This is a genomic window from Bacillus cereus group sp. BfR-BA-01356 (assembly GCF_022663635.1).
Taxonomy (GTDB): domain Bacteria; phylum Bacillota; class Bacilli; order Bacillales; family Bacillaceae_G; genus Bacillus_A; species Bacillus_A cereus.
Genome location: NZ_JAKUFX010000024.1, coordinates 15067 through 41562, shown reverse-complemented (window position 1 = coordinate 41562; position 26496 = coordinate 15067). Strand labels below are relative to the sequence as shown.

Here is a 26496-nt window from a genome sequence, read left to right as displayed (position 1 = left end):
AGAAAGGGAGTAAGTATTATGAATATCGTGCAATCTATTACAATGCTTACACAACTACATCATCATACATGAAACCCTTGAACCTAGCGTGAAAACGTGTAGGTACAAGGGTTATTCCCGTTGTACCTACACTCTACTGAAGAGCCTTGTAGGTATTTTGTCTACAAGGCTCTTTTTATTTTCGGCTTAGGGGAATGAAATAGGCATACATTAGAAGGGGAAAGGTGTGAAAATTTAGATGACAAAATGGAAACGAGCAAACCCGAATGGAACGAGAGATTATTTATTCGAAGAATGTACGTTAATTGAAGAAGTAGAACAAAAATTAAGGCTTACTTTTTTAGAGAGAGGTTATGAGGAAATAAGAACACCTACAATTGAATTTTATGATGTTTTTGCATTTCAAAATAGACCGATAGATGAAGAGAAGATGTATAAATTTTTTGATGAAAAGGGAAGGATTATCGTTTTACGTCCAGATATGACAATTCCTTTAGCGAGAGTTATTGGAACACAGAGATGGGATACGCCACTTAAAGTGACGTATAGCGGGAATGTATTTCGAGCGAATGAATCCCATTCTGGAAAATATAATGAAATCGTACAAAGTGGTATTGAAGTTATCGGGATTGATAATGTAAGAGCTGAAATTGAATGTGTAATAAGTGTCATTCAAGCACTTCAAAAGTTGAAGGTGCAATCTTTTACAATTGAGATTGGGCAAGTACAGTTATATAAATGTATTGTAAAAAAACTCTCCATCCAGGATGAAGAAGAAAGGGTACTTAGAACGTATATAGAAAGTAAAAATTATGCAGCCCTCTCAAATTTTATCGGAGAAAAGAAATTAGATCGATGCGATGAGACAGTAAGATTACTTGAGAAATTGCCAAGGCTATTTGGAAATTTAGAAGTTATTGAGGAAGCAGAAAAGCTTGCTTCAAGTAATGAAATGAAAATGGCAATTGCAAGAGTAAAAGAAATGTATGAAACAATTGAAATGTTAGGATATGGTTCTTACATATCAATTGATTTGGGCATGATTCAACACTTAGATTACTATACGGGTGTTATTTTCAAAGGATATATATATGAAATTGGAGAAGAAATCGTTAGTGGCGGAAGGTACGATGAGCTAATTGGGAATTTTGGAGAAATGCTGCCAGCTGTTGGACTCGCGGTACAAGTAAATCAAATTGTGAAGGCGCTGCAAGAGCAGCAAGAACCATATGAACGAAATCAAATTGATATTGTGATTCATTATGAGTTAAATAGATTAGCGGAAGCAGAAAGGCTACGAAATTTACTTCGAAAGGATGGGAAAAATGCTTGGTTATCTCTATTCTCTAATTTAAGCGATACCTTTCAATTTGCAAGAAAAAATAAAATAGGAACGGTCGTTGAGGCAAAGAATGAATACTTAGTGGAATATGTATGGAATGAGAAATGGGTAGTCCAGAAAGAAGGAGAGGCTTCATGCGTAACATTCAAATTGCGTTAACGAAAGGAAGATTAGAAAAACATGTCATTCCACTTTTTGAGCAGATTGGAATTGATTGTTCCGAGCTCAAAAATAAAGGTCGGAAGCTTGTATTTCAAAGTAAAAATACAAATGTTTCATTTATTTTAGTAAAAGCGATTGATGTTGCTACTTATGTAGAACATGGGGTAGCTGATATTGGCATCGTTGGAAAAGATATTTTAATGGAAAACGAGAAAGATATTTATGAAATGCTGGATTTAGGAGTGGGGATTTGTAAGTTTTGTGTTGCTTCTATTCCTACGTATAATCCGAAGAGTTACCGGAAGAAAAGAATCGCTACGAAATACCCCCATATTACTTCTACTTATTATCATGATAAGGGAGAGGATGTAGAAATTATTAAGATAGAAGGTTCTGTAGAAATCGCTCCTCTTCTTGGATTGGCAGATGCGATTGTAGATATTGTTGAAACAGGAAAAACATTACAAGAGAATGGACTCATTGTATTTGAGGAAATGTACTTTATATCGGCTCGGATGATTGTAAATAAGGCAGCCTTAAAAACTAAAAAAGACGAAATATTCAGCATTATAAATATGATGGAGCAAGAAATCTTATCAAGGAAATAGGAGGATTTAAAATGGAAATCATTTATGAAGAATTTAAGGAGGCATTATCTAAAATAAAAGTGCTAAGAGAAAACGCTAATATAATAGAAGAAACTGTTCAAAGAAGTGTAAGAGAAATCATTAGACATGTAAGGGAAGGGAAAGATGAGGCTTTATCTTTCTATACAAAAAAGTTTGATGGTGTAGAGATGAAAGATTTTCGTGTAAGTGAAGAAGAAATACAGCAAGCGAGTATGTTTGTAGAGAATTCATTTTTAGAAGCTTTAAAAGAGGCGAAGAAAAACGTTGTTTCGTATCACGAAAAGCAAAAGAAGCACTCAATATTCGATTGTGAAAGTAAAGGGATAATTAGAGGGCAACTCATTCGGCCGTTAGAAAATGTAGGTGTATATGTACCGGGTGGGACAGCCTCATATCCTTCTTCAGTATTAATGAATGTATTGCCGGCGAAACTCGCAGGTGTGAAAAAGATTGTAATGGTAACACCGCCGAGGAAAGGAGGAATTGATCCGCATATATTAGCTGCTGCAGATCTTGCGGGAGTAGATGAAATTTATACGATAGGTGGCGCACAAGCAATTGCTGCTTTAGCATACGGGACGGAATCGATTCCGAAAGTGGATAAAATAGTTGGACCGGGAAATTTGTACGTCGCTCTAGCGAAACGAGAAGTATACGGAATAGTAAATATCGATATGATTGCTGGTCCATCAGAAATTGTAGTTGTCGCGGATGAAACAGGTAATGCAAAATATATCGCAGCGGATTTATTATCGCAAGCAGAGCATGATGAGAGAGCAACGGCGATTTGTATTACAACGAATATAGAACTAGCTAAAGAAGTAGAAAAAGAGGTAGAAAGACAGTTAGAAACGTTACCAAGAATTGAAATTGCACGTGAATCAATAAATAGAAATGGAGCCATCTTTATCGTTCCTTCTTTAGAGGAGGCGCTAAAGTTATCAAATGAAATTGCTCCAGAACATTTAGAGTTACATATAAAAGAACCGATGAATGCTCTAGATTATGTGAAACATGCAGGTTCTATTTTCCTTGGGTCATATGCACCTGAACCGCTCGGGGATTATTTAGCGGGACCGAATCATGTATTACCAACGAGCGGAACGGCAAGATTTTTTTCTCCGTTATCAGTCGATGATTTCGTGAAAAAATCAAGTTTTATTTCTTATACGGAGGAAGCATTAAAAAATGTACAGCATCATATTGTAGAGCTTGCAAATAAAGAAGGGTTACATGCACATGCGAGAGCAATCCAAATAAGGTTTGAGGAGGAACAATAATGCGTCAGTCCAGTCAAGTACGTGAGACGACAGAAACAAAAATTAAATTAAGTTTGCAGCTTGATGAAAGTACAAATGTATCTATTCAAACGAGGGTTGGTTTTTTCGATCATATGCTTACTTTATTTGCTAGACATGGAAGATTTGGATTGCAAGTTGAAGCAGAAGGTGATGTATTTGTCGATGCACATCACACCGTTGAAGATGTTGGAATTGTACTCGGAAATTGCTTGAAAGAAGCATTGCAAAACAAAGAGGGAATTAATCGTTACGGTTCTGCGTATGTACCGATGGATGAATCTTTAGGATTTGTCGCAATTGATATAAGTGGACGCTCATATTGTGTATTTCAAGGGGAATTAACAAATCCGAAGCTTGGGGATTTTGATACAGAATTGACGGAAGAATTTTTTAGAGCAGTTGCACATGCTGCCAATATTACATTACATGCGCGCGTTCTATACGGAAGTAATACGCATCACAAAATTGAAGCATTATTTAAAGCTTTTGGTAGAGCGCTTAGAGAAGCGGTCGAAAAAAATGCCAACATTACTGGTGTAAATTCAACGAAAGGGATGTTGTAATTGATTGCCATTATAGATTATGGAATGGGGAATATTCGCAGTGTAGAGCAAGCATTAAAATATATTGGCGCAGAGTACATTGTAACGAGTAATAAAAAAGAGATATTGAGAAGCGATGGCGTGATTTTACCGGGAGTAGGTGCATTTCCGAAAGCGATGGACGTATTAGAAGAAAGAGATTTAGTGTGTGTACTAAAAGAGGTTTGTGATATAGGAAAACCACTCCTCGGTATATGTTTGGGCATGCAGCTTTTATTTGAACGAAGTGAGGAACTAAAAGATTGTAGCGGGTTAGGTTTACTACCAGGGGAAATTCGTAAGTTAAAAGTTTCGTATAAAATTCCTCATATGGGATGGAATGAATTAAGGAAGGAAAGAGAATTTCCGCTTTGGAATGGATTAGTGGATGGTTCTTTCGTGTATTATGTTCACTCATATTACGCGGATTGTCCAGATGAAATTGTATGCGGAGTAAGTGATTATGGAATGCAAGTACCAGGGTTTGTAGCGAAAGGAAATGTATTTGGTGCACAGTTTCATCCAGAAAAAAGTGGTGAAATTGGCATGCAAATATTAAAAAATTTTCAAGGGGTGGTAGAAGCATGGAAATCTTCCCAGCTATCGATTTAAAAGAAGGACGATGCGTTAGACTTTATCAAGGAGAGTTTAGTAAAGAAACGGTGATGAATGAAGATCCGGTAGCGCAGGCAATCATATTTGAAAAGCTTGGAGCGGAAATACTACACATTGTTGATTTAGACGGTGCAATTGCTGGCGAGTCGTTAAATTTGCCCGTCATTGAAAAAATCTGCAAGGCGGTACGTATTCCTGTGCAAGTGGGAGGAGGAATTCGTTCACTTGTAGCGGTGGAGAAGTTATTGTCAGTAGGTGTAGAAAAAGTGATTTTAGGAACAGCAGCTCTTTATGATAAGTCATTTTTAGAGGAAGCAGTTCGTCTATATAAAGAGAAAATCATTGTTGGAATTGATGCGAAAAATGGTTTCGTAGCAACGAGAGGTTGGCTTGATCTGTCTGAAATTTCTTATATTAGTTTAGCGAAACAAATGGAAAGTTTAGGTGTTCAAACGATTGTGTTTACAGACATTTCGAAAGACGGGACGCTTGCAGGGCCAAATTTTGAACAATTGGCGTTACTTCAAAAAAGTGTGGGCATTCGTCTCATTGCCTCTGGAGGAGTGGCATCTATTCAAGATGTGAAAAAGTTAAATGATATGAATATATATGGTGTCATAATTGGAAAGGCGCTTTACGAGAAAACGATTGATTTAGAAGAAGTGTTACAGGTAACGAAGTTATGTTAGCGAAACGAATTATTCCATGTCTAGATGTGAAAGAAGGGCGAGTCGTAAAGGGTGTAAATTTTATAGGATTACAAGATGTCGGTGATCCGGTTGAAATAGCTGAAGCATATAACGTGGCAGGGGCAGATGAAATCGTATTTTTAGATATTACAGCGACTCATGAAGGAAGAAAAACGATTATAGATGTTGTAGAAAAAACAGCAGCTAAAGTATTTATTCCTCTTACGGTTGGCGGGGGGATTTCAAGTGTGAAAGATATGTACAATTTACTAAGAGCTGGAGCAGACAAAGTTTCAATAAACTCAGCGGCAGTGCGAAACCCGAAGCTAATAGAAGAGGGCGCAGAACACTTTGGATCACAGTGTATTGTCGTGGCAATTGACGCTAGAAAAGTAGCAGAAGATAAATGGAACGTATACGTCAACGGCGGAAGAGTTGACACAGGAATGGATGCCATAGAATGGGCGAATCGTGTTGTTAAACTTGGGGCAGGTGAAATTTTGTTAACGAGTATGGATGCAGATGGAACGAAAAGCGGATATGACCTTCGTTTAACAGAAGAAATTTCAAAAAGTGTTTCTATTCCAGTCATCGCATCAGGGGGCTGTGGTCATACGGATCATATTATAGAAGTTTTTCAAAAGACAACAGTTGATGCAGCGTTAGCGGCATCCATCTTTCATTATGGTGAGGCGACAGTGCATAGTGTAAAGCGAAAATTAAGAGATGCAAATATTGAGGTGCGGTTATGAAACCTAATTTTTCAAAAGGATTAATACCGGCAATTGTCATCGAAGAAGGTACGAAAGACGTTTTAATGCTAGCTTATATGAATGAAGAAGCATATGAAAAAACGTTAGAGACGAAAAGAACATGGTTTTATTCTCGTTCGAGGCAGTCGTTATGGAATAAGGGGGAAACATCAGGGAATGTTCAATATGTGCAATCTTTATATTTAGATTGTGATCAAGATTCAATTGTTGTGAATGTGAAACAAGTAGGACCTGCTTGTCATACGGGAGAGAAGACATGTTTTCACTATCAAATTATATAGGGGGATACATATGGAAAATGCCTTTAAGTTGCTGTATAAAACAATTGAAGAACGAAAGGGAAGCCCACTTCCTGAATCGTATACAAATTATTTATTTTCAAAAGGAGAAGATAAAATTTTAAAGAAGATTGGTGAAGAGTGTGCTGAAGTAATTATCGCATGTAAAAATAATGATAAAGAAGAAGTAGTGAAAGAAATGGTTGATGTATTTTATCACTGTTTCGTTTTATTAGCTGAAAAAAATATTGCATTGGAAGATGTCATGCGAGAGGTGAAAGAACGAAATGGAAAGCTTTCGAGAGTTGGGGATAGAAGGGAAATAGATACATTATAAGGGGGAATGTATATGAAAGTAGATTATCATCTTCACTTAGAAGAAGGACCGTATTCAATAGGATGGCTTGCTAAAATAAATGAAGCGTTGGAATGTTATGAACCGCTTCAAGAAAGACATTCTATTGATTGGCTTATGAAAACACAAGAGCGTTTGCAAAAGCGTGTGAAGGAAGGGCCATTTACAACAGAATGGATAGATCTATATTTAGAAGAAGCTGTACGAAAAGGAATAAAAGAAGTGGGAATTGTTGATCATCTATATCGTTTTCATGAAGCAAAAGGATATTATGAAAAATATGTAGATATTAGTGATTCTAAGCTCGGTCGTATACAGAAAGAATGGTTGGATCAAGTAAGGGTAGTTTCACTGTATGATTTTACAAAGGCAATTGAAGAGGCGAAAGAACGATGGGGGAAAAGAGGTGTCACACTTAAACTTGGAATTGAAGCGGATTATTTTATTGGTTGTGAAGGAGAGTTAAAAGAATTATTAGCGCTAGGAGACTTTGATTATGTAATTGGTTCCGTTCATTTTCTAAATGGCTGGGGATTTGATAATCCAGATACGAAAGAATATTTTGAGGTGCATGACCTACGCGCATTATATGATATGTTTTTTAAAACAGTTGAGAGTGCGATTCGTACCGAGTTATTTGATATTATCGCTCATCTTGATAATATAAAGGTATTTAATTATCGATTGGATGAGAATGAACAGCTTTCTTATTATGAGGAAATTGCCTGTGCGTTAGTAGAAACGAATACGGCAACAGAAATAAATGCAGGATTATACTATCGTTATCCTGTTCGTGAAATGTGCCCAAGTCCACTATATTTACAAGTATTAGCTAAGTATGGTGTTCCAATTACGATTTCTTCGGATGCCCATTACCCAAATGATTTAGGGAATTATGTACAAGAAAATGTACAAACATTACGAGCTCACGGTGTTACTCAGGTTGCAACATTTACGAAGCGAGCAAGAGTAATGAGGTCGCTTGAAGAAGAAGTAACAAATTCAAAATGAAACGCAATTTTTTGATGAAAACGGTCCTTTTTGTTCAAAATAAGAAAGAATGAAAAGGAGGGTAAGAAATGGCGAAACAACAAAATAAACAAAATGTACAAGGTGCACAGCAACAAGCTTATACTTCTGAAACGAATGCTGCATCTCAATCGGTTATTGAGGAGCAAATTAGCGATACGGTTGCAGAAGGAACTATTGATGTGAAGCTCGGAAAAGAATCGCAGGAAAAAGCGTAAGAAAAGGGGAGAGTTGCATCTCCTCTTTTTTCATGGAAAAGTGTCGATTTTCAAAACTATAATCAAATTCCTTGGTTTTTATATGTGGATTTCTTACAATGAAATATAAGAGATGTCTTATTTTCTATAGAAGAGGTGTTAGTAGTGGCAAAAATATTAGTAGCGGGAAAAATTCCGGAAATTGGATTAGAACTATTAAAAGATCATAATGTAGAAATGTACAATAAAGAGGAGTTAATTTCTATAGATGAATTAACAGAGCGTGTAAAAGATAAAGATGCATTGTTAAGTTTACTTTCGACAAAGGTGCCAAAAGAAGTTATTGATGCAGCGCCTCATTTAAAGATTGTTGCAAACTATGGTGCTGGTTACGACAATATTGATTACACGTATGTGGGCGAAAAAGGAATTGCAGTTACGAATACACCGAAAGTATCAACGGAAGCGACTGCAGAATTAACATTTGCACTTCTTTTAGCAGCGGCGCGTAGAATTCCTGAAGGGGATACGTTATGTCGTACGACTGGATTTAACGGATGGGCACCGTTATTTTTCTTAGGACGAGAAGTTCATGGTAAGACAATCGGAATTATAGGTCTTGGAGAAATTGGGAAGGCTGTTGCAAAACGTGCGAAAGCATTTGGAATGGATGTTTTATATACAGGGCCAAATCGTAAGCTTGAAGCTGAAAGTGAACTGGGAGCAACGTATGTGACGTTGGAAGAATTATTACAAACAGCAGACTTTATTACAATTAACTGTGCTTATAATCCAAAATTACATCATATGATTGATGAAGAGCAGTTTAAAATGATGAAGAAAACAGCGTATATTGTAAATGCTTCACGTGGACCAATTATGAATGAAGCAGCACTTGCTCATGCATTAAAAACAAATGAAATTGAAGGAGCAGCTCTTGACGTGTTTGAATTTGAACCGAAAATTACAGAAGAGCTAAAAGAATTAAAGAATGTAGTACTTGCTCCACATGTAGGGAATGCAACATTTGAAACTCGTGATGCGATGGCTGAAATGGCTGTCAGAAATATTTTAGCTGTATTAAACGGCGAAGAGCCAGTAACACCTGTAAATCAAAAGGTATTAGTTACAAAATAAAAAGAAACCTTCCGGACTTGGAAGGTTTTCTTATTTTTCTTTATTCGCTTTTTTAGACGGTCTTTGTCTAATGAATTGAGATAACATGTACAAAATATATAGTGGAATGGCAATGAATAAGAAAACAGAAAAATTTCCAAATCCTGTTTGATACATTGTAATAATGATTCCAACTAAAAATAGTGTAATAATGATGCTATATCGTGGAATTGGTACATCTTTTAAACTTGGGATACGAATGCGGCTCACCATTAAAAATGCGAACGTTACAAATACGGTAATAAGAACGATTTTTGGAATGGTATGTGAAAATAATGTTAAGAAAGCAACAAGCCCTCCCGCTGCTGTAATCGGTACTCCAGTGAAATATTTCATTGAAGTAGAAGATGGTGTTACATTAAATCGTGCTAAACGATATGCTCCGAAAAGAGGGAATAATCCCGCTATGTATAATCCGATGATTCCGTAGTTTGAGAAAGATGTGTAATACATTAAAACAGCTGGTGCTGCACCAAATGTTACGACATCTGCAAGCGAGTCGAGCTCTTTTCCCATTTGTGAATCAACACGTAATAAACGAGCAACACGACCATCAAGACTATCTAACATCATCCCGATAAGTACTAAAATAGCAGCTGATTTATAATATCCTAAAGATGCATAGCCGATTGATAAAAATCCGCTATATAAATTTCCGAGCGTAAATAAGTTTGGAATAGCTGCTCTATACAAAATCTGATCCCTTGCTTTCTGTAATAAATTCTTAATTAGTGTATGAAAGTTTACTTATTTTATCATACCATAAATTTATTCCTCATACGAAAGAAATTACCAATTTGTGAAAGATTTCATAGAAGGATGGTTTGAAAATTAAGTGAAAATAAAAAGAGGAAGCAACTTGTATAAAGTTGCTTCCTTTACTATTCAAATTTCGTTGCCATCGTTCCAGTTTTATATCGATTATTAGGATCGAAGCGTAATAAATCTCCATAAATTAATTTGTCGGAGAATTTTAATTCTGTTTTTGCTTTTTCAATATACGGCTGACATAGCGTCATGTCAGCTTCTTCACCCGTACTTCTTTTGTAGCACATATTTTTTGTATAAACATACTCTTCAGAAACAAAGCTACCATCACGCATTACCATAAGCGGGTCTTTCTCTTTAATAAATAAGTCAGTTCCAAATTCAACGGATTTATTTGTTTTAATACCAAGTAAATGAAGGAGCGTTGGCTTAATATCAATTTGACCGGATACTTTAGAAACAACTTTTCCTTCTTGGCCAGGCACATGAATAATAAGAGGGACTCGTTGTAATTGCATAGAATCGAATGGTGTAATAGTATCTTTTCCTAGGAACTGTGCCATAGCTGTGTTATGGTTTTCGGAAATACCGTAATGATCACCATAAATGACAATAACGGAATTATCATATAATCCTTCTTCTTTTAATTGTTGAATAAATAATTTAAGAGCTTCATCTGTGTAACGAACAGTTGGGAAGTAGCGGTTTACAACACCACTTTCCGAGTTGAATTCATCAACATATTGATCTTCCGGATTTAGAAGAAACGGAAAATGATTTGTTAATGTAATAAATTTTGTATAGAACGGTTGCGGTAAAGATTTTAACTTTGGAATAGATTGTTCAAAGAACTCTTTATCTTTTAATCCCCAACCGACAGACATTTGCTCCGTTCCTGCGTAATCATTTAAATTAAAATAACGATCATATCCAAGCGCAGGATACATTACATCCCGATTCCAAAACGTTTTATCGTTTGAATGGAAGACGGCAGAAGAATATCCGTATTTCTTTAATTGTTCTGGTGTCGCTGTGTATTCATTTGTTGCATGAGTAAAGAATACAGAACCACGATCTAGCGGATAAAGTGAGTTTTCAACGATAAATTCAGCATCAGAAGTTTTGCCTTGTCCAGTTTGATGATAGAAGTTATCGAAATAGAAACTATCCTTAATAAATTCATTTAAAAATGGTGTAATTTCTTTTCCATTTATTTTTTTATTAATAACAAAGTTTTGTGTAGATTCCATTGAAATTAAAATTACATTTTTACCTTTTGCAGCTCCAAATAAGTTTTTATCAACTTGTTTGTCTTTTGAGTCTGTATAGTTTTTAATTTCAGAAAACCCATCCCCACTTGCAAATACACGCTCAGCTGAAGACTTGGATTGAAGCGTAATATCAAATAGATGGTATGTGTATAAACCTAAATTCTTCACGACAGTTTGACGGTCAAATGAGTGCGAGAACATTTGTGGTTTATAAATAACTGATACAACAATTTGTAGTGCTAATAAAGCTGTTACACCGCTAAAGAAAGTTCGCTTCTCTGAGCGGGAAAGTGGTGTTTTGTCGCCAAATGATGGGAATTTACGTGAAATAAACATTAAAATAATTGCATCTGCAAATAAAAGTAATGTTTTGTACGTAAAGAGTTCTTTTATACTTGTCCCTAAATCAGCCATATTGTTTGTTTGGAATAAAACCGGGAAAGTAACGAAATCGTTATAGAACCCATAAAACATTGCGTTTCCAAATAAAATAAATGACAGTATAAAACTGATTCCAATTATAATTCGGTTTCGGTGCTTAGATGCAAGTAAAGCTAAGCCGAAAAATAAAAGTAACGCAGCTAGTGGATTGATAAAAAGCATGAATTCTTCAAAGAAATTATCAATTTTAATATCAAATGCTAGCTTGTACACAATATATGTTTTAATCCATAGTAAAACGACTGCAACGAGTGCAAATCGCAGTTTTGGAAACAGATGTTGTAGCATAATATACTCCTCTCCTAAAAAGCATGACAGTTCTTGTGAGTCAGTTTGCTTAACGACTCATTTTATATATACGAACAGTCCTTTGTTATTATGATTATTATACTATGAGTATCATTATACGAAAATAAAAGAAGGTTGTGGGCTTTTTTATAATAATCGAGTAGAAAAAGAGTGGTGGGAGACAATAAAACAGAATTTCTATGTATGATAATTATCGTACGCAGAAAGAATCGCGTGATTATACGGAGGTTATAATGCGAAAATTATTATATTTTATAGCATGCAGTAGTGTTATACTTTTTACTTCACCGAGTGTGTCGGTAGCCCAATATGATGCACCTCTTATGGAAGATGCACTTTATTCTGTTTTATTTCCAAAAATAAATAAAGCAATTGAAAAACAATATGGAAGTTTGAAACCTTATCAATGTCCTAAAATTATTAGTTTAAAAAAAGTGTATAGCGGTACATATTTATTTCAAGCAAGTATTGAAGTGACAAAGTATGAACGTGTTGCTGGGAAAATTGCTCCACCATTTGAGAAGGTAACGATTACATTTAATAACGAAGAAGGCGAATGGGAAGTGACAAAGATTTCAGTAAAGCGCTTACCAAATGATACGAAACTAAACTGTAAAAAAACAATATAAAAAATTGTTTGACAAATAAAATGGTCCTTTGGTATTGTTAATAGCAACAATTAGATGTTTGAAAATTAAATAGACTTACCTCATCTACTCTCAAAGGTAGAGGCCGCGATAGGAAAGAGTAAGCTATGGGAGATTTAATGGAATCTGTGATCATAGGTTGAAAGGGACTATTGCCGAAATATAAGAATAACCATCTTATTCATATATTGGGACTGCATTGAATAAATGTAGTACTGTCATAAGATTTATTTTATGGAGAGCTATTTGGAGATGTTGATGCGGTTTCTTATTTTGAGGAGATAACAACTCGTTTATTTTTTCAATATATATTTTTCCTAATAAGAAACGCGTGTGAACATTGTTCCGCGCGTTTTTTGTCTATCTAAAAGCGTGCTGCAATGAATAGAAGATTGGGGTTATGAGTTTTAGAGGAAATAAGGGAGGAATTTAAATGTATTTACACGGCACAAGCCGAATTAATGGGCAAGGACACTTAGAAATTGGAGGGTGCGATACGACGCAGCTAGCAAAGCAATACGGAACACCACTTTATGTATACGATGAAGAGTCTATTCGAGGAAAATGCCGAGCATTTCATCGTGCTTTTAAAGAAAGTGGTTTCTCTTATCAAGTAGCATATGCAAGCAAGGCGTTCTTGTGCATGGAGATGTGCCGAGTAGCTCGTGAAGAGAGTATGTCATTAGACGTTGTTTCTGGGGGAGAATTATATACTGCGCTCCAAGCAGGATTTCCGGCATCACGTATTCATTTTCATGGAAATAATAAAACAGAAGAAGAAATAGTGATGGCTCTTCAGGCGAATATCGGTTGTTTTGTCGTAGATAATTTCTTTGAATTAGAAGTTTTACACGATTTAGCGATGCAACATGGGAAATTTGTGAACATATTAATTCGTGTAACGCCTGGAGTAGAGGCGCACACACATGAATATATTACAACAGGTCAAGATGATTCGAAATTTGGATTTGGTGTTTCAAACGGTCAAGCGATGCAGGCAATTGGATTTGCTTTACAAAAATCAAATTATAATGTGCTAGGGATCCATTCACATATTGGGTCGCAAATATTTGAAACAGCTGGTTTTGTTCGAGCAATTGAAGTTCTTCGCCAATTTTTAGAAGAAGTGAGAGAGCAAACAAACTATGTAGTAAAAGTGTTAAATGTAGGCGGGGGATTTGGAATACGTTACACAGAGTCAGATACACCATTAACTCTTGAGACATATGTGCGAGCTGTAACAAGTGCAGTGAGAGAACAATTTACTGTATGTGAATATCCATTGCCAGAAATATGGATTGAGCCAGGCCGTAGCATTGTAGGTGATGCTGGGACAACAATTTATACAGTTGGATCTGTGAAAGATATTCCTGGTATTCGGAAATATGTATCAGTCGATGGTGGAATGACAGATAATTTAAGACCTGCTTTATATAGTGCGCGTTATGAAGCGATGTTAGCGAATCGAGGGAATGATGAGAATGAGGAACTCGTTTCGATTGCTGGGAAATGCTGTGAGAGTGGAGATATGTTGATTTGGGATATTCATTTACCGAAAGTCGCTGCTTCTGATTTACTAGCAGTTTCCTGTACAGGAGCATACGGGTACTCGATGGCGAATAATTACAATCGGATTCGAAGACCAGCCGTTGTCTTTGCAAAAGGCGGAACATCGCAAGTAGTTGTGGAACGCGAAACATATGAAAATATTATTGGGAACGATCGCATACGTATTAAAGAGCTTGTCTAAATAGGAAAAGGAGTTGTTCGAATGGACAATTCCTTTTTTATAAAATAAAATAATTAAAATATATCGGAAAACTAGGATTGAAAAAAATCAGAATTGTGATAAAATACAAATACAAAGCTTATCAAGAGAAGCGGAGGGAACTGGCCCGAAGAAGCTCGGCAACCTGCTTATAGAAAGCAAGGTGCTAAATCCAGCAAAATGGGATCCATTTTGAAAGATAAGGTAAAATATATTACCGAACAGTCTTTTCGAAATGGGAAAGATTTTTTTTATGAATAAAAAGGGGGGCTGTTCGCGTGAGTGTACGGGAACATTTTGATGAAGTATCCGAGAAGATTGAAGCGATGCTTGCTGATATGAAATATGGTTCAATTACAATTGTTGTGCAAGATGGAAAAGTAATTCAGTTAGAGAAAAGTGAAAAAGTACGTTTAAAGTGAAAAGCGCTGACTAGAAAAACTAGAGGCGGTTTTAACCTATTTTCATTAGGTTAAAACCGTCTTTTTGCTTTTACAGGGGGAAAAAACATGTTGACGTATGAAACGTGGGAAGAAAATGTTGTTTCGTTTTCGGAAGAAGATGAAACAAAAGGTGCGTTATCAGTATTAAATTGGGCTTATAAAGAATATAAAGATGAGGTTGTCTACGCATGTAGCTTTGGGGTGGAAGGTATGGTATTGCTGCACATTATAAACCAAGTAAATCCATCTGCTAAAGTTGTATTTTTGGATACAAATGTTCATTTTCAAGAAACGTATGAATTAATTCGAAAAGTGCGGGAACGATTTCCTTCATTGAATATTATAGAAAAACAGCCAGAACTTACACTTGATGAACAGGCGAAGTTGCATGGTGAAAAACTGTGGGAGAGCAATCCGAATCTTTGTTGTAAGATTAGAAAAATTTTACCTTTAGAAAAATCATTAGTCGTGGAAAAAGCATGGATATCGGGCTTAAGAAGGGAACAATCAGAAACACGTAAGCATACAAAGTTTATAAATCAAGATCATCGTTTTCAATCTATTAAAGTTTGTCCACTCATTCATTGGACGTGGAAAGAAGTTTGGCGATATGTATACAAACATAGCTTGCCGTATAACCCGTTGCATGATGTTGGCTATCCAAGTATTGGGTGTGAGAAATGTACGTTACCTGTAGGGGATGGTGGCGATTCAAGAGATGGTAGATGGGCTGGAAAAGTGAAAACTGAATGTGGTCTTCATTACCAATAAGATGAATCTTGAAATAAAGCTAAGAGAGGATATAGAAAAATGAGCATAGTAAACGAATTAGTAAACCGTATAGATGAGACATATGATGTATCACAAATTGAAAAAGAAATTAAATTAGACAATATTGCGTTAAGTGATTTAGAACTATTGGCGACAGGTGGATATAGCCCCCTTACTGGTTTTTTAGGGAAGGAAGATTATGATTCTGTTGTAGAAACGCTTCGTTTAGCAAATGGTAGTGTGTGGAGTATACCGATTACATTACCGGTAACAGAAAAAGTCGCAGAAAGCCTGAAGGCTGGAGAGGAAGTAAAGCTTGTCAACAATGGAAATATATACGGTGTCATTCAAATAGAAGATATTTTTGTACCAGATAAAGAAAAAGAAGCGTTACTTGTATATAAAACAACGGATGAGGCTCATCCAGGAGTGAAAAAATTATATGAACGACCAAACGTTTACGTTGGAGGAACTATTATTCTAACAAAACGCTTTGAAAATAATCAATTTCCTTCTTATCATTTAGACCCAATTGAAACGAGGGAAGCATTTAAAAAACGTGGGTGGAAAACAGTGGTCGGATTTCAAACGAGAAACCCGGTACATCGTGCCCATGAGTATATTCAAAAATCTGCTCTTGAAATTGTAGATGGTCTCTTTTTAAATCCGCTCGTTGGAGAAACGAAATCGGATGATATTCCTGCTGATGTAAGAATGGAAAGCTATGAAGTACTTCTTCAAAACTATTATCCGAAAAATCGTGTCTTTTTAAGTGTATTTCCTGCTGCCATGCGTTACGCAGGACCAAGGGAAGCGATATTTCATGCGTTAGTAAGAAAGAATTTTGGATGTACCCACTTTATAGTAGGGCGTGATCATGCTGGAGTAGGAGATTATTACGGAACGTATGAAGCGCAAGAAATCTTCACAAATTTTACGATAGAAGAGTTAGGAATTACACCACTATTCTTTGAGCATAGTTTTTACTGCACGAAATGTGAAGCGATGGCTTCAACGAAAACATGTCCGCACGGAAAAGAAGATCATGTTATTTTATCGGGTACGAAAGTAAGAGAATTATTAAGAAACGGTGAGATTCCGCCAAGTACATTTAGTCGTAAAGAAGTAGTGGAAGTGCTAATTAAAGGCTTGAAAAAAGAAGTAGTAACAGAATAGGGAGAGAACGAGATGGATACGAATATTACTTGGCATACAGCTTCGGTTTCAAAAGATGAGAGAAGAGTGAAGAATGGACATCATAGTTTTGTAATTTGGTTTACTGGTTTATCAGCTTCGGGTAAATCTACAGTAGCGAATGCGGTCGCTCGTAAACTGTTTGAAAAGAATATTGGAAATTATGTGCTGGATGGGGATAACATTCGCCACGGTTTAAATAAAGACTTAGGATTTTCTGAAAGTGATCGCATGGAAAATATAAGACGTATTGGCGAAGTGGCAAAGTTATTTGTAGACCAAGGAGCAGTTGTCCTTACAGCATTTATTTCACCATTTCGAGTAGACCGCAAACAAGTAAGAGATTTATTAGCGGCAGATGAATTTATTGAAATTTTTGTGAAGTGTCCGATTGAAGAGTGTGAGAAACGTGATCCGAAAGGACTTTATAAAAAGGCAAGAAAAGGTGATATTAAGGATTTCACAGGTATTGATTCGCCTTATGAAGAGCCAGAGCAGGCGGAATTAATTGTAGAAACGCACAAATATTCTATTGAAGAATGTGCAGAACAAATCGTGAAGTACTTACAAGAGCGTAGTTTTATATAGGGGGATAAACAATGAGTTATGAAAAAGTATGGGCTAACAATGAAAAATTAAATCAGACCGAGAAAAATAAATTAGAAAAAGATGGCTTAGAAATTTTTAATGATATTCCTTACTATGCGGAAAATGGTTTCGAATCTATTCCGAAAGAAGAGTGGGATGCCTTTAAATGGGCAGGCTTGTATTTACAAAGACCGAAAGAAGCTGGTTATTTTATGATGCGGGTAAATATTCCGTCAGGGATTATTACAAATGCACAGGCAGAAGTACTTGCTTCTATCGCTGAAGATTATGGACGTAATGTAATAGATATTACGACGAGACAGGCGATTCAGTTTCACTGGTTAGAAATTCAGCAAATTCCAGATATTTTTAAAAGATTAGCAAGAGTTGGGTTATCTTCAGCGGGGGCTTGTGGTGATATAACGCGGAATATTACAGGTAATCCGCTTGCTGGTATTGATGCAAATGAACTATTCGATACAACGCATATTGTAAAAGAAGTATATGATTACTTCCAACATAATGAAGAGTTTTCTAACTTGCCACGTAAATTTAAAATGTCTATTAGTTCTAATATTTATAATTCAGCAAACGCAGAAATTAACTGTGTTGCATTTACGCCTGCAACGAAAGAAATAGATGGTGAGAAAAAAGTTGGTTTTCATATAAAAGTAGGTGGAGGATTATCAGCTCGACCGTATTTAGCTGATGAATTAGATGTATTCGTTTTACCAGAAGAAGTGAAGGCGGTGGCGATTGCGATTGCTACTATATTCCGTGATTTTGGATATCGTGAAAAACGTCATTTAGCTCGGTTGAAATTTCTTGTTGCGGACTGGGGAGCAGAGAAATTTAAAGAGAAACTAATAGAGTATACAGGGCCTTTACAAAGTAAAGGGGAAAGTGCACTCAAAGGATGGAATGCAGGCTATTTTTATGGTGTTCAAGACCAAAAACAAAAGGGATTAAAATATGTAGGTTTTAATGTACCGGTAGGTCGTTTACATGCAGAAGAAATGTTTGAGATTGCAAGAATCGCAAAGCAATATGGAAATGGACAAATTCGTACATGTAACTCGCAAAACTTCATTATTCCGAACGTTCCTCCAGAAAATGTAAAAGGATTACTTAGTGAACCGCTGTTTGAAGCGATATCTGCTAGCCCGAAATCATTTATTGGTCATGCGGTTTCATGTACCGGTATTGAATATTGTAATCTTGCACTAGTAGAAACGAAAGAAAGATTACGAAAAATTGCAGAATACTTAGATACACAAATTGCACTCGATGTTCCAGTTCGAATTCATATGGTAGGCTGCCCGAATTCATGTGGTCAACGTCAAATTGCTGACATTGGGTTACAAGGGGTGAAAATGAAAACGAAGGAAAAAGGTATTGTTGAAGCGTTTGAAATATACGTAGGTGGAACATTGTTAGATGGCGGTGCCTACAATCAAAAGTTAAAAGGAAAAATAGATGGCGAGGATCTACCTGATGTACTCGCATCATTTATAAGTTATTTCAAAGAGAATAAATTACCAGCCGAAACATTTTATGATTTTGTAGGTCGTGTTGGTGTAGATACATTACAAATAGCGTTAAATAACGTGCTAGAAGAAGTAATAGCGTCTTAGGAGGGACGATATGGATTTATATCGATTTGAAGCTGTGTTAGTAAATAGTATTGTTCCGATTGTTGTTGTTGCTCAAAGTGAAGAACAGGCATTTAAGCTTGCGGAGATTGAGCTTGAAAAGCATTTTTTACCGTTGCCAGAGGTAAAAGAGATTTCTTTGTTTGAAAAAAAGAAGATTCGAAAAGGTGGGGCATTTGTTATCCATGAGTAGAGATCAGTAATACGAAAAAATAAAAACTTCCATTCTTATATACGAATGGAAGTTTCATTTTAATAGAAGAAATGAGGAGAGATGATGGGAAAGGTTTATATTGTTGGAGCGGGTCCTGGCGATCCAGATTTAATTACTGTTAAAGGGTTGAAATGTATTGAGAAGGCAGATGTTATTTTATACGACCGACTTGTGAATAAAGAGCTGCTTTCATACGCAAAGCCTGACGCGGATTTAATTTATTGCGGAAAACTCCCGAATTATCACACGATGAAGCAAGAGACAATTAACACGTTTCTTATTAAGTATGCGAAAAAAGGAAAAGTTGTAACGAGGCTTAAGGGCGGCGATCCATTTGTGTTTGGTAGAGGGGGAGAAGAAGCTGAAGCATTAGCAAAGCAAGGTGTACCATTTGAAATCATTCCTGGTATTTCAGCTGGAATAGCTGCTCCTGCTTATGCGGGCATTCCAGTGACGCACCGTGATGCAAGTGCAAGTTTTGCTATTGTGACTGGGCATAGGAAAGAAGGTGCTGAAGAAGAAGTGAAATGGGAAAGTTTAGCGAAAGGTGTAGAGACTTTAGCGGTATATATGGGGGTTAGTAATTTGCCCTACATATGTGAGCAACTTATGAAGCATGGAAAAGATAAAAGTACGCTAGCTGCTATTATTGAGCAGGGGACGACGTCTATGCAACGCACAGTTGTTGGAACGTTAGGGACAATTGTAGATGTTGCGAAAAAAGAGCAAATTCAAAATCCGAGTATGATTGTAATTGGAGAGGTTGTCCGTTTTAGAGAAAAAATTCATTGGTTTGAGAAGCAGACAGAAAATGCTTATCAAGTAAGTGGAGTGTTGTAAAATGAAAGCCGTCTTATATATATGTCATGGAAGTCGTTTGAAGACAGCGAAAGAAGAGGCGATTCAATTTATTACATCATGCATGAGCCGTATAGAAGCGACTATTCAAGAAGTTTGTTTTTTAGAGTTAGCGAATCCTTCTATTGAAGATGGTTTTCGTACATGTGTGAAGCGTGGGGCCACTGAGATTATTGCTATCCCTGTTTTTTTATTAGCGGCAGGTCATGTAAAAAAAGATATCCCTTTTGAATTGGAAAAGTTAACTAATCAATTTTCGGATGTTAAAGTGACCTATGGTAATCCGTTTGGTGTATCAGAAACACTTGTTAAATCGGTGTATAGCGGAAGTGGCATCGAACAGGAAGATAAAAATGAAGTGACGTTACTTCTTGTTGCAAGAGGGAGCAGTGATCCTGAAGTATTAAGAGATATAAACTGGATTGCTTCTTTATTTCAAACAAAAGAGAAGGTTAAAAAAGTAGAAGTTTGTTATTTAGCGGCTGCAGAGCCAAAATTTGAGGAGAAGTTAAAGGAAGTTGTAGAACGAAAAGAAAAGAACATCGTTGTACTGCCTTACTTGTTATTTACAGGTTTACTTATGAAACATATTGAGAAAGAAGTGCGCCAATATGAAGTGGAAGAGATAAAAATCAGTCCATATTTAGGGAAGAATGAAGCGTTTCAAGATATGTTAATTCAGAAAACGACGGAGTTATTGAAAGGAGATCAGTATGTATCCACTTACAGTGCGAGTTAATGAGAAACGCGTTGTTGTTATTGGCGGGGGAAAAGTTGCAGGATTTAAAATTATTCCTTTACTCAAACAGGGTGCGGATATAGTTGTGATAAGTCCAGAATTAGATGCGAATTTAGTAAAACTTGTGGAAGAAAAGAAAATTCGTTGGTATCAAAGAGAATATGAAAAAAGTGATATTAAAAGTGCTTTTTTAGTTGTTGCAGCGAGTAGTGATTCAATATTAAATGAACAAGTTGCTGAAGATGCCGCTGAGAATCAATTAGTAAATATTATTACAAATCCGGAAAGTGGTAATGTTCATTTTCCGGCAGCGATTCATCGTGGTTTACTTAATATAGCAGTTTCTACTGGGGGAGCGAGCCCGAAGCTCGCAAAAAAAATTCGAGATGATATTGCAAATAAATATGATGAGACATATGAATCGTATTTAGATTTTTTATATGAAGTAAGGTTGAAGTTAAAAGATTTACAGTTAGAAAAGAGGGAACGAAATATATTGCTCCAAGAAGTGTTGAAATCAGTATATGTGCAAAATGAGGGGAAAAGAGAAAGTTTTTTACGTGAGTTAGAGGAAAAGGTTTTAAAATAATAAAAGATAAAGTGCGCTTTACAAATATAAAAATATAATTTATAATCACAAGTAACTTCAATAGATGAAATCGATGAGCAAGAAGAGTACGTATATTTGATGCGTTCAGAGAGCTGGGGTTAGGTGGGAGCCCGGTACGATAAAATATACAGAATGGGCTTGCGAGAGGTATGTTGAACATTGTAGTAGGCAACCCGGGTTCCGCCGTTAAAAGGATAGAGTATCGGAATTATTCCTGTACTTGAACAAGTGGGATTTATCAATCCAATTGAGGTGGTACCACGGTATTTACATTACATATATCGTCCTCTACATGCATATTTGCGTGTAGGGGACTTTTTTATTTTCTAAAGGAGGTGTGCGAGTATGAAATGAAAGTGTATAATTAACAAAAGTTTAAATATTCAGAAAAGGAGAAATTATGATGAAAGAAACACAGCAATGGACGTCGAAAATAGGCTTTGTACTCGCAGCAGCCGGAGCCGCAGTAGGTCTTGGTGCGATATGGAAATTTCCATATGTTGCAGGTAATGGCGGGGGAGGCGCATTCTTCCTTGTATTTTTACTATTAACTTTATTTATAGGTATGCCTCTTTTAATAGCGGAGTTTGTTATTGGACGTAGCACGCAAAAAGAGGCCGTTACAGCTTATAAAGTACTAGTGCCAAATAGCAAAGTATATCCTTGGATTGGTCGTATGGGAGTTGTTACTTGTTTTAGTGTACTATCTTTTTATAGTGTTGTAGGTGGATGGATTTTACTTTATTTATATTATAGTGTGACAGGAAGTTTCTGGAATGGAGCAGCTGATTATGGACAATTGTTCGGTGAAACGATTTCAAATCCGTTAAGTGCGATTGGAGCACAATTTATCTTTATGCTTTGTACAATTTTTGTCGTAAGTAAAGGTGTAGAGAAAGGTATAGAAAAGGCAAGTAAGTACATGATGCCGCTATTATTTATTTTATTTATTGCGATTATTGTTCGTGCGTTAACACTCGATGGTGCTTTTGCTGGAGTAGAGTTCTTCTTAAAGCCAGATTTTTCAAAGCTTACAGCAGATACGATTTTATACGCGATGGGACAATCTTTCTTCTCACTAACAGTAGGTGCCTCAGTAATGGTCACGTATAGTTCGTATTTAAAGAAAGAGGAACATTTAGCGAAATCAGCAACATCTATTGTAAGTTTAACTGTTTTTGTTACAGTACTTGCAGGATTAGCAATTTTCCCAGCGATTTTCGCATTAGGAGTAAAACCAACTGAAGGACCAGGATTACTGTTTATCGTCCTTCCAGCAGTATTTGCAAAAATACCATTTGGTCAATTTTTCTTTATTATGTTTTTAATTTTATTCTTCTTTGCGACTTTAACATCAGCAATTTCAATGCTTGAAATTGTAGTAGCATCTGTTGCGAAAGGTAATGAGAAGAAGCGTCCGTCAGCATCATTATTAATTGGTATTCTTATTTTTGCAGTCGGTATTCCATCAGCGTTATCATTTGGGATTATGAGTGACGTGAAAATATTTGGGAAAACGTTCTTTGATTTAGTCGACTTTTCGGTAAGTAACGTATTGCTACCGTTAGGAGTACTAGCTATTTCATTATTTGTACCAAATAAAATGAGTAAAGAATTGTTGATGAAAGAATTAGAAGTGACGGAAACGAAAGGGAAAACGTTATTTAACATTTGGTTCTTCTTACTTCGTTATGTTATTCCGGTAACTGTAATAATTGTATTTTTAAATGCGATAGGTGTATTTAAAATGTTTGCATAAAAAAAAGGCGGGGATCTCCCGTCTTTTTTTATGTTGATGAATGTAATAGACGATTATACGCTTTATAGGCTGTGGTGACTGCGAGGAATGAACCGATTAAAAATAAAACTGAGCCGCCAAATGTAAATATTCGGCCAATATACGTTCCTCTAGCTTCTTCTATTTTTTGTTGTAATTGCGTATTCATATGGATCACCTCGTCAACTATAGGCATTTAGTTATAGTCTATGTAGAACGCCTATATTGTGTGAAGTGTAAATGAAAAACCTCGGTAGGCACCGAGGTTTTTTATAATCCGATATAAGGAGATGGGTCAACTGCGTTTGTCTTGCCGACATTCCATTCTCCAAGATGAAGTTCGAAGTGTAAATGTTGTCCGTATGATTGGCCCGTATTCCCCATAAATCCAAGCTGATCGCCTTGTTTTACAGTTTGTCCATTCGATACAGAACGACTATTCATATGAGCATATACTGTCGTATATGTTTTTCCGTTTATACGGTGAGATAAATACACTACGTTTCCGTAACTAGATGATAATTCTGAGCGAATAACAACGCCATCTGCAGCAGCGATAATTGGAACCGTTCCCGAAGCAGCGATGTCAATTCCTTTATGGTTATCTAAAGAACGTACACCAAATCCGGAAGTTTTTGATCCAGCTGCTGGTTTGATAAAACCACCGATATTTGTATCATGTGGTGTTGGGGCCGCTTGAGCAGATTTAGTAGCTTGTTGTTTGCGAGCCTCTTCTGCCTGGCGGGCTTCTTCCGCTTTACGAGCTTCTTCCGCCCGTTTTTCTTCTTCAATTGCTTTTTGAACAGCTTGACGTTGATTTTCTAAAATGCCCTTGGATTCTTCTAATCCTTCAATCTCTGAATCTACTTTTGCTACTTTCGTATGTAGATCGTTAATAAGAGTTTGTTGCTGCTGTTGATTATTTTGTAATTCTTGTTGTTTTTGTTCTAGTTTTTGTTCAGAGTCTTTCAGTTGTTGTTCTTTTTTCTCAACAGCCTCTTTTTCTGTCGTTACAGCATTTTGATCAGATGTTTGTTTTTTTACAATATCTGTATCGTTGTTTAATATTAAACTTACGGAGTACATATTATCAACAAGATCAGCAATGTTTGTAGAGTTTGTTAATACTTCTGTAATGATATTTGTACGCGGTTTTTCTTGCATAGATTGTAATCGTTGTTTAATAACTTCCTGACGTGTATCTATGTTTGTTTGTAATTGTTCTATATGTTTCTTTTTGTCAGTAATTACTTGTTGTGTTTTGCTAATTTCTTTTTTTGTATCGTTTAATTCAGTCTCATTTTTATTAATGGAAGTAGTTAATTCATCGATTTTCTTCTGTAATTCTTGAATTTCTTTTTCTATTTGTTCTTTCTCGACTGATTTATTTTGTAAGTCACTTTGTTTGCCTTCTAATTCAGATTGAATGTTAGATAATTTATCTTGATTCGTTTCAGCGTATACGGGTGAAAGTAACGGGGAAGCAAAAATCGTTCCTGCTGCTAAAACGCTAAACGCTGCAAATTTCTTTTTCATTGTTGTCTGACTCCTTTCCCTATGAATGTTATATATCATAAGAAGAAGGGTGTCTATCGTTGTAATCATAATGTAAAGAAAATTTTATAAAATTGCTAAGTTTTGTCGGAATTTATCATTTTTCAACTGTAATTGTCATAGTGCTTACATTTTATTCATATGTGTAACAAAGGTAAATTTTGGGATTTATCTGTGGAATGAAGGAGGAAAGTAATCGTTTTTATGAGGTGAAATATTACTTGGAAAGCTAATAAAACACTAGTAAGGAATCGTTCTCATGTTAGGTTTTCTAACATGGGTCTGCTTTTTGTCAAGAAAATTATTTGTGTTCGGGCAAAGTTATTTTGTTGTCAGATTTAAATTTTTGATTTATGATTTTTAACAGGGACAAAATGTAGTGAATTGTCGAATAATATGTAATACTCTTAATTTCTTAGTTTTATAGAGATAGAATGAGAGATAGAGTGACACATCGAAGAGGGGGTTACAACAAATATGAAAAGAATAGGACTTGCATGGCAAATATTAATAGGACTTGCGCTTGGTATTGCGGTTGGTGCGATTTTCTTTGATAATCCAGCTGTTGTGAAGTACTTACAACCAATTGGTGATATTTTCATCCGATTAATTAAAATGATCGTTGTACCGATTGTTGTAGCAAGTATTGTTGTTGGGTTTGCTGGTGTTGGCGATGTTAAAAAACTAGGTCGACTAGGCGGAAAAACAATTCTTTACTTTGAAATTATTACAACAATTGCAATTATTGTTGGTCTATTAATAGCGAATATTTTCCAACCAGGAAAAGGCGTAAATATGGAGCAGTTAACAAAGACAGATATTTCGAAATATACACATACGACAGAGCAAGTACAAAGTCATTCATTTGCAGATACATTTGTAAATATTGTTCCAACGAACATTATGAAGTCGTTAGCTGACGGAGATATGCTTGCTATTATCTTCTTCTCTGTACTATTTGGTTTAGGTGTAGCAGCGATTGGTGAAAGAGGAAGACCAGTTCTTCAATTTTTCCAAGGTGTAGCTGATGCAATGTTTTACGTAACAAACCAAGTTATGAAATTTGCACCATTTGGTGTGTTTGCACTAATTGGTGTTACAGTTTCTACATTTGGTCTTGCTTCATTAATTCCGTTAGGGAAATTACTAATTGTCGTATATGGAGCAATGATTTTCTTCGTCGTAGTTGTCTTAGGACTTACAGCGAAAATATTTGGAATTAACATTTTCCAATTCTTTAAGATTTTAAAAGACGAGCTGATCTTAGCGTATTCTACAGCAAGCTCAGAAACAGTTTTACCAAAAATCATGGAGAAAATGGAGAAATTCGGTTGCCCGAAAGCAATTACATCTTTCGTTATTCCGACAGGTTATTCATTTAACTTAGATGGATCAACTTTATATCAAGCAATTGCGGCTATTTTCTTAGCGCAAATGTACGGTATTGATTTATCTATTACACAACAAATTACATTGTTGCTTGTATTAATGGTTACATCAAAAGGTATCGCAGGTGTACCGGGCGTATCATTCGTTGTATTATTAGCGACACTTGGTACAGTAGGTATTCCACCTGAAGGCTTAGCGTTCATTGCTGGTATTGACCGTATTTTAGATATGGCTCGTACAGCAGTTAACGTTGTAGGAAACTCTTTAGCAGCTGTAGTTATGTCTAAGTGGGAAGGTCAATATGACGCTGAAAAAGGACAAGCTTATTTAAAAGAGATTTCTGAAAAGGGTCAAGCGGCTTAATTATAATATGAAC

29 protein-coding genes, 2 riboswitches and 1 other annotated feature are annotated in these 26496 nt (G+C 36.0%); of the genes, 25 read left to right on the top strand and 4 right to left on the bottom strand.

What is annotated here, in order from left to right; genetic code table 11:
* Positions 1 to 238: 238 nt before the first annotated feature.
* From MR168_RS11295 to MR168_RS11240, 12 genes are all read left to right on the top strand, one after another.
* Positions 239 to 1501 carry an ATP phosphoribosyltransferase regulatory subunit gene (locus tag MR168_RS11295; RefSeq protein ID WP_000170296.1) on the top strand — a complete coding sequence of 421 codons (1263 nt, stop codon included), beginning with the start codon at positions 239 to 241 and terminating at the stop codon, positions 1499 to 1501.
* Entirely contained in the window at positions 1477 to 2112 is a 636-nt protein-coding gene (gene hisG, locus MR168_RS11290) for an ATP phosphoribosyltransferase (RefSeq protein WP_001244488.1), read from the top strand. Before MR168_RS11295 ends, hisG begins: the two co-directional genes overlap by 25 nt.
* Before the next feature lie 11 nt (positions 2113 to 2123).
* Entirely contained in the window at positions 2124 to 3413 is a 1290-nt protein-coding gene (gene hisD, locus MR168_RS11285; protein ID WP_086411841.1) for a histidinol dehydrogenase, read from the top strand.
* Entirely contained in the window at positions 3413 to 3997 is a 585-nt protein-coding gene (gene hisB / locus MR168_RS11280; protein WP_001249960.1) for an imidazoleglycerol-phosphate dehydratase HisB, read from the top strand. Before hisD ends, hisB begins: the two co-directional genes overlap by 1 nt.
* Complete coding sequence (gene hisH / locus MR168_RS11275; protein WP_000560361.1) at positions 3998 to 4627, top strand: imidazole glycerol phosphate synthase subunit HisH; 630 nt, start codon at positions 3998 to 4000, stop codon at positions 4625 to 4627.
* Complete coding sequence (gene hisA / locus MR168_RS11270; protein ID WP_000402296.1) at positions 4600 to 5319, top strand: 1-(5-phosphoribosyl)-5-[(5-phosphoribosylamino)methylideneamino]imidazole-4-carboxamide isomerase; 720 nt, start codon at positions 4600 to 4602, stop codon at positions 5317 to 5319. The genes hisH and hisA overlap by 28 nt, the downstream gene beginning before the upstream one ends.
* Entirely contained in the window at positions 5313 to 6071 is a 759-nt protein-coding gene (hisF, locus tag MR168_RS11265; RefSeq protein ID WP_000880112.1) for an imidazole glycerol phosphate synthase subunit HisF, read from the top strand. Before hisA ends, hisF begins: the two co-directional genes overlap by 7 nt.
* Positions 6068 to 6373 carry a phosphoribosyl-AMP cyclohydrolase gene (gene hisI, locus MR168_RS11260; RefSeq protein ID WP_000803955.1) on the top strand — a complete coding sequence of 102 codons (306 nt, stop codon included), beginning with the start codon at positions 6068 to 6070 and terminating at the stop codon, positions 6371 to 6373. Before hisF ends, hisI begins: the two co-directional genes overlap by 4 nt.
* 10 nt (positions 6374 to 6383) lie before the next feature.
* Positions 6384 to 6707 carry a phosphoribosyl-ATP diphosphatase gene (gene hisE / locus MR168_RS11255; protein ID WP_000426358.1) on the top strand — a complete coding sequence of 108 codons (324 nt, stop codon included), beginning with the start codon at positions 6384 to 6386 and terminating at the stop codon, positions 6705 to 6707.
* A 12-nt stretch (positions 6708 to 6719) separates the two neighbouring features.
* Positions 6720 to 7736, top strand: coding sequence for a histidinol phosphate phosphatase domain-containing protein (locus tag MR168_RS11250; protein WP_000861838.1), 1017 nt, complete (start codon positions 6720 to 6722; stop codon positions 7734 to 7736).
* A gap of 68 nt (positions 7737 to 7804) precedes the next feature.
* Positions 7805 to 7972 carry a YozQ family protein gene (locus MR168_RS11245; protein WP_001118878.1) on the top strand — a complete coding sequence of 56 codons (168 nt, stop codon included), beginning with the start codon at positions 7805 to 7807 and terminating at the stop codon, positions 7970 to 7972.
* Positions 7973 to 8116: 144 nt separating this feature from the next.
* Positions 8117 to 9088: an NAD(P)-dependent oxidoreductase gene (locus MR168_RS11240; protein WP_242291262.1), complete on the top strand. Its 972-nt coding sequence runs from the start codon at positions 8117 to 8119 to the stop codon at positions 9086 to 9088.
* Between the two features lie 30 nt (positions 9089 to 9118).
* Here the strand turns inward: MR168_RS11240 and pssA are convergent, their stop codons facing one another.
* Both pssA and MR168_RS11230 read right to left on the bottom strand, forming a co-directional pair.
* Positions 9119 to 9820, bottom strand: coding sequence for a CDP-diacylglycerol--serine O-phosphatidyltransferase (pssA, locus tag MR168_RS11235; RefSeq protein WP_000285417.1), 702 nt, complete (start codon positions 9818 to 9820; stop codon positions 9119 to 9121).
* 188 nt (positions 9821 to 10008) lie between these two features.
* Entirely contained in the window at positions 10009 to 11895 is a 1887-nt protein-coding gene (locus MR168_RS11230) for an LTA synthase family protein (protein WP_242291261.1), read from the bottom strand.
* Between the two features lie 254 nt (positions 11896 to 12149).
* Here MR168_RS11230 and MR168_RS11225 point away from each other — a divergent pair, with 254 nt between their 5' ends.
* From MR168_RS11225 to MR168_RS11170, 12 genes are all read left to right on the top strand, one after another.
* Positions 12150 to 12545: a DUF3888 domain-containing protein gene (locus tag MR168_RS11225; protein WP_001228823.1), complete on the top strand. Its 396-nt coding sequence runs from the start codon at positions 12150 to 12152 to the stop codon at positions 12543 to 12545.
* Positions 12546 to 12634: 89 nt separating this feature from the next.
* A riboswitch (Lysine riboswitch) is annotated at positions 12635 to 12816 on the top strand.
* A 180-nt stretch (positions 12817 to 12996) separates the two neighbouring features.
* Positions 12997 to 14313, top strand: a complete 1317-nt coding sequence (lysA, locus tag MR168_RS11220; protein WP_000280676.1) for a diaminopimelate decarboxylase — start codon at positions 12997 to 12999, stop codon at positions 14311 to 14313.
* Between the two features lie 115 nt (positions 14314 to 14428).
* A riboswitch (SAM riboswitch) is annotated at positions 14429 to 14537 on the top strand.
* A gap of 72 nt (positions 14538 to 14609) precedes the next feature.
* Positions 14610 to 14753: a YezD family protein gene (locus MR168_RS11215; protein WP_000116158.1), complete on the top strand. Its 144-nt coding sequence runs from the start codon at positions 14610 to 14612 to the stop codon at positions 14751 to 14753.
* Positions 14754 to 14840: 87 nt separating this feature from the next.
* Positions 14841 to 15545, top strand: coding sequence for a phosphoadenylyl-sulfate reductase (locus tag MR168_RS11210; protein ID WP_000959022.1), 705 nt, complete (start codon positions 14841 to 14843; stop codon positions 15543 to 15545).
* Between the two features lie 39 nt (positions 15546 to 15584).
* On the top strand, positions 15585 to 16721 hold the full coding sequence (sat, locus tag MR168_RS11205; RefSeq protein WP_000029491.1) for a sulfate adenylyltransferase: 1137 nt from the start codon (positions 15585 to 15587) through the stop codon (positions 16719 to 16721).
* Between the two features lie 12 nt (positions 16722 to 16733).
* Positions 16734 to 17327, top strand: coding sequence for an adenylyl-sulfate kinase (cysC, locus tag MR168_RS11200; RefSeq protein WP_000380499.1), 594 nt, complete (start codon positions 16734 to 16736; stop codon positions 17325 to 17327).
* Between the two features lie 11 nt (positions 17328 to 17338).
* The gene (locus tag MR168_RS11195; RefSeq protein WP_000119621.1) at positions 17339 to 18961 is read left to right on the top strand and encodes a nitrite/sulfite reductase; all 1623 of its coding nucleotides are present in this window, start codon (positions 17339 to 17341) and stop codon (positions 18959 to 18961) included.
* Positions 18962 to 18971: 10 nt separating this feature from the next.
* Entirely contained in the window at positions 18972 to 19172 is a 201-nt protein-coding gene (locus MR168_RS11190) for a DUF3906 family protein (protein ID WP_000366914.1), read from the top strand.
* An 84-nt stretch (positions 19173 to 19256) separates the two neighbouring features.
* Entirely contained in the window at positions 19257 to 20033 is a 777-nt protein-coding gene (gene cobA / locus MR168_RS11185) for a uroporphyrinogen-III C-methyltransferase (RefSeq protein WP_000521261.1), read from the top strand.
* 1 nt (position 20034) lies between these two features.
* Complete coding sequence (locus tag MR168_RS11180) at positions 20035 to 20790, top strand: sirohydrochlorin chelatase (RefSeq protein ID WP_000648887.1); 756 nt, start codon at positions 20035 to 20037, stop codon at positions 20788 to 20790.
* Positions 20765 to 21379 carry an NAD(P)-binding protein gene (locus tag MR168_RS11175; RefSeq protein WP_000283353.1) on the top strand — a complete coding sequence of 205 codons (615 nt, stop codon included), beginning with the start codon at positions 20765 to 20767 and terminating at the stop codon, positions 21377 to 21379. Before MR168_RS11180 ends, MR168_RS11175 begins: the two co-directional genes overlap by 26 nt.
* 64 nt (positions 21380 to 21443) lie before the next feature.
* Positions 21444 to 21692 (top strand) — a binding site (T-box leader).
* Positions 21693 to 21803: 111 nt separating this feature from the next.
* Positions 21804 to 23159, top strand: coding sequence for a sodium-dependent transporter (locus MR168_RS11170; protein WP_000665440.1), 1356 nt, complete (start codon positions 21804 to 21806; stop codon positions 23157 to 23159).
* Positions 23160 to 23187: 28 nt separating this feature from the next.
* Here the strand turns inward: MR168_RS11170 and MR168_RS11165 are convergent, their stop codons facing one another.
* Both MR168_RS11165 and MR168_RS11160 read right to left on the bottom strand, forming a co-directional pair.
* A complete protein-coding gene (locus MR168_RS11165; RefSeq protein WP_001096006.1) occupies positions 23188 to 23346 on the bottom strand; it encodes a hypothetical protein in 159 nt (52 codons plus the stop codon).
* Positions 23347 to 23447: 101 nt separating this feature from the next.
* On the bottom strand, positions 23448 to 24713 hold the full coding sequence (locus tag MR168_RS11160; RefSeq protein WP_000726086.1) for a murein hydrolase activator EnvC family protein: 1266 nt from the start codon (positions 24711 to 24713) through the stop codon (positions 23448 to 23450).
* Between the two features lie 495 nt (positions 24714 to 25208).
* On the opposite strand from MR168_RS11160, the gene gltP reads away from it, so the two are divergent.
* Complete coding sequence (gene gltP / locus MR168_RS11155) at positions 25209 to 26483, top strand: glutamate/aspartate:proton symporter GltP (protein WP_086411839.1); 1275 nt, start codon at positions 25209 to 25211, stop codon at positions 26481 to 26483.
* Positions 26484 to 26496 lie beyond the last annotated feature (13 nt).

What these genes read in the sequence shown, in the direction of transcription:
- MR168_RS11295 (WP_000170296.1), top strand. Translation starts at nt 239, where the DNA reads ATGACAAAATGGAAACGAGCAAACCCGAATGGAACGAGAGATTATTTA.
- hisG (WP_001244488.1), top strand. Translation starts at nt 1,477, where the DNA reads ATGCGTAACATTCAAATTGCGTTAACGAAAGGAAGATTAGAAAAACAT.
- hisD (WP_086411841.1), top strand. Translation starts at nt 2,124, where the DNA reads ATGGAAATCATTTATGAAGAATTTAAGGAGGCATTATCTAAAATAAAA.
- hisB (WP_001249960.1), top strand. Translation starts at nt 3,413, where the DNA reads ATGCGTCAGTCCAGTCAAGTACGTGAGACGACAGAAACAAAAATTAAA.
- hisA (WP_000402296.1), top strand. Translation starts at nt 4,600, where the DNA reads ATGGAAATCTTCCCAGCTATCGATTTAAAAGAAGGACGATGCGTTAGA.
- hisF (WP_000880112.1), top strand. Translation starts at nt 5,313, where the DNA reads ATGTTAGCGAAACGAATTATTCCATGTCTAGATGTGAAAGAAGGGCGA.
- hisI (WP_000803955.1), top strand. Translation starts at nt 6,068, where the DNA reads ATGAAACCTAATTTTTCAAAAGGATTAATACCGGCAATTGTCATCGAA.
- hisE (WP_000426358.1), top strand. Translation starts at nt 6,384, where the DNA reads ATGGAAAATGCCTTTAAGTTGCTGTATAAAACAATTGAAGAACGAAAG.
- MR168_RS11250 (WP_000861838.1), top strand. Translation starts at nt 6,720, where the DNA reads ATGAAAGTAGATTATCATCTTCACTTAGAAGAAGGACCGTATTCAATA.
- MR168_RS11245 (WP_001118878.1), top strand. Translation starts at nt 7,805, where the DNA reads ATGGCGAAACAACAAAATAAACAAAATGTACAAGGTGCACAGCAACAA.
- MR168_RS11230 (WP_242291261.1), bottom strand. Translation starts at nt 11,895, where the DNA reads ATGCTACAACATCTGTTTCCAAAACTGCGATTTGCACTCGTTGCAGTC.
- MR168_RS11225 (WP_001228823.1), top strand. Translation starts at nt 12,150, where the DNA reads ATGCGAAAATTATTATATTTTATAGCATGCAGTAGTGTTATACTTTTT.
- lysA (WP_000280676.1), top strand. Translation starts at nt 12,997, where the DNA reads ATGTATTTACACGGCACAAGCCGAATTAATGGGCAAGGACACTTAGAA.
- MR168_RS11210 (WP_000959022.1), top strand. Translation starts at nt 14,841, where the DNA reads ATGTTGACGTATGAAACGTGGGAAGAAAATGTTGTTTCGTTTTCGGAA.
- sat (WP_000029491.1), top strand. Translation starts at nt 15,585, where the DNA reads ATGAGCATAGTAAACGAATTAGTAAACCGTATAGATGAGACATATGAT.
- cysC (WP_000380499.1), top strand. Translation starts at nt 16,734, where the DNA reads ATGGATACGAATATTACTTGGCATACAGCTTCGGTTTCAAAAGATGAG.
- MR168_RS11195 (WP_000119621.1), top strand. Translation starts at nt 17,339, where the DNA reads ATGAGTTATGAAAAAGTATGGGCTAACAATGAAAAATTAAATCAGACC.
- MR168_RS11190 (WP_000366914.1), top strand. Translation starts at nt 18,972, where the DNA reads ATGGATTTATATCGATTTGAAGCTGTGTTAGTAAATAGTATTGTTCCG.
- cobA (WP_000521261.1), top strand. Translation starts at nt 19,257, where the DNA reads ATGGGAAAGGTTTATATTGTTGGAGCGGGTCCTGGCGATCCAGATTTA.
- MR168_RS11180 (WP_000648887.1), top strand. Translation starts at nt 20,035, where the DNA reads ATGAAAGCCGTCTTATATATATGTCATGGAAGTCGTTTGAAGACAGCG.
- MR168_RS11175 (WP_000283353.1), top strand. Translation starts at nt 20,765, where the DNA reads ATGTATCCACTTACAGTGCGAGTTAATGAGAAACGCGTTGTTGTTATT.
- MR168_RS11170 (WP_000665440.1), top strand. Translation starts at nt 21,804, where the DNA reads ATGAAAGAAACACAGCAATGGACGTCGAAAATAGGCTTTGTACTCGCA.
- MR168_RS11165 (WP_001096006.1), bottom strand. Translation starts at nt 23,346, where the DNA reads ATGAATACGCAATTACAACAAAAAATAGAAGAAGCTAGAGGAACGTAT.
- MR168_RS11160 (WP_000726086.1), bottom strand. Translation starts at nt 24,713, where the DNA reads ATGAAAAAGAAATTTGCAGCGTTTAGCGTTTTAGCAGCAGGAACGATT.
- gltP (WP_086411839.1), top strand. Translation starts at nt 25,209, where the DNA reads ATGAAAAGAATAGGACTTGCATGGCAAATATTAATAGGACTTGCGCTT.